At 45.8% G+C, this 2,241-nt stretch carries 1 protein-coding gene and 1 tRNA gene; both read right to left on the bottom strand.

Features of this window, described 5'->3' with window-relative positions; all coding sequences use genetic code 11:
• Positions 1-17: 17 nt before the first annotated feature.
• Positions 18-94 (bottom strand) — tRNA-Arg (locus tag FWJ59_RS09400).
• A 600-nt stretch (positions 95-694) separates the two neighbouring features.
• Positions 695-2,241: glycoside hydrolase family 3 C-terminal domain-containing protein (locus FWJ59_RS09395; RefSeq protein ID WP_414481670.1), on the bottom strand; the 1,547-nt coding region annotated here is incomplete at its 5' end.

Here is a 2,241-nt window from a genome sequence, read left to right as displayed (position 1 = left end):
GATTTTCCGGCCTTTGCTGGTACACCCGGAGGGATTCGAACCCCCGACACCCGGTTTAGGAAACCGGTGCTCTATCCTCCTGAGCTACGGGTGCGCGTATTTCCTACTCTTCCTGTAACGCTTATATTATAAGATAAATAGCTTAAAAAGTCAAACAATATTTTTGCATTTCGTTATTATTCTATGATGTTATATCGAAATTATTCTGGCGCAACATAATAACCGTACAATGCCCAACAGGACATCCGGTATCAATACTTATCCCAAATACAATCTTGTCACCTTTAATAAATATTCTAGTGGGTAAAGTATATAGATCAAAATTCGTTCTATATTTTGTGATTGAATAACCTCAACCATTTTCATAATAAAGTTCTTTTATCAATGACCAAATTTATCATTAATAAAATCATGAAAATCCAAATCATAAAAACATATGGTATATAAAATGCCTCTTTCTAGAAAGATTACCAATAATTACGTGCTAATGTCATTTTTAAGCACGGAAGTTTGAATATTCTTTAACAAATGAAAATGGGGAACACGTATGAATTGTACATGTTCCCCTGGTACATCAAAATCATCCAATATTGATCAATGCAAACATCCAAATTAAAATCCCAATCTACTGCTTCATTTACCATTATTCAAAAAGCTTGCTATTTAGTTACCACAGGCACAATGTTTTAAAAAATCAATATTCTAACTCCATAGGTTCTCCTCTGACCTCAAATTCGGCTATGAGAATCTGGGTCTTTGCAAGGGCTTGGCTTCTCTTATCAGGTTGCCTGCCTCCCACCATGACCCTAAACTTACCTGGCTCCAAGATACATCTGCCTTCGTTGTCTATAAGCGCCATCTGCCTAGGAGTCAACGTGAACGTGACGGTTGTTGACTGGCCAGGCTGAAGTTTTACCCTCGAAAAACCTTTGAGCTCATGAATGGGCACATCCACCGATGCCTCCAAGTCCTTTAAATACAGCTGTACCACTTCATCTCCCGCCATATTCCCCGTATTCTTTACATCTACCGAAATGGTAAGAGACTGGCCGGCTTCTATGACCGGTGCGCTCAGCTTTAAATTGCTGTATTCGAAAGTCGTATAGCTCAACCCATATCCAAATGGATATAACGGCTCGTCCTCCATGTATCTGTAGGTCCTACCCTTCATGCTGTAATCGGTAAAAGGCGGTAACTGTTCCACCGATTTGACGAAGGTAACGGGCAGCCTCCCACCGGGGTTGTAATCGCCAAATAGCACATCGGCAATTGCCGTACCTCCCTCTTCCCCCGGATACCAGGCCAGCAATATGGCAGGCACATTTTCATGCGCCCAGTTTATAGACACCGGACTGCCACTGAAAAGCACCAACACCACCGGTTTGCCGGTAGCGCATACGGCCTTTAGCAGTTCCTCCTGCATGCCAGGAAGAGCCAAGCTGTCCCTATCGCCTCCAGCCGTAGACCTTGCAGCATCCCCTTCCTCTCCTTCCAACTCAGGCGATAACCCCAAGCACATTATGACCACATCCGCCATCCGAGCAATAGTTAAGGCTTCGGCAAAACCTGCAGTAGCCTCCTGTCCCCAGTAGCTAGGCCGCGTGGTGGTAAGGTCGCATCCTTCAGCGTAATACACCTTGGTTTGAGGCGAAACCTTGGCACGTATTCCCTCCAGGGCGGTCACATATTTCGAGGGTGTACCGTGGTAATTGCCCAGCAACACCTTTTTGCTATCAGCGTTGGGCCCAATTACGGCAATGGCCTTCAAATCCTTCCTGAGAGGCAGCAACCCTCCCTCGTTTTTGAGCAGCACCATGGATTCCCGCGCCATTTCAAGGGCCAATTTGCGGTGTTCCTCGCAATCATTCACTTCATAGGGTATTTGAGCATAAGGCACTCTTTCAGGCGGATCAAACATTCCCAGCTTAAAGCGGGCCCTAAAGAGGCGTTTAACCGCTCTATCTATTGCTTCCTCGGATATAAGCCCCTGTTTGACGGCATTAACCAGGCTTTTAAACTCCCTGCCACAACAAAGGTCACAGCCAGCATTGACGGCCAACGCTGCCGATTCCTCCGGAGTGCTGGTTACCTTGTGGTGAGCATGAATATCATGAATGGCTCCACAATCCGACACAACGTAACCGTCAAATCCCCACTCATCCCTCAAGATCTTTTGAAGCAGCGTTGGGCTGGCACAGCACGGCTCGCCATTCGTGCGGTTATAGGCTCCCATTATGGATT

The sequence above is a fragment of the Caldicoprobacter sp. genome, assembly GCF_047459465.1.
GTDB lineage: Bacteria > Bacillota > Clostridia > Caldicoprobacterales > Caldicoprobacteraceae > Caldicoprobacter.
Note: the sequence above shows the minus strand (reverse complement) of the source record. Positions and strands in the feature narration are given on the sequence as shown.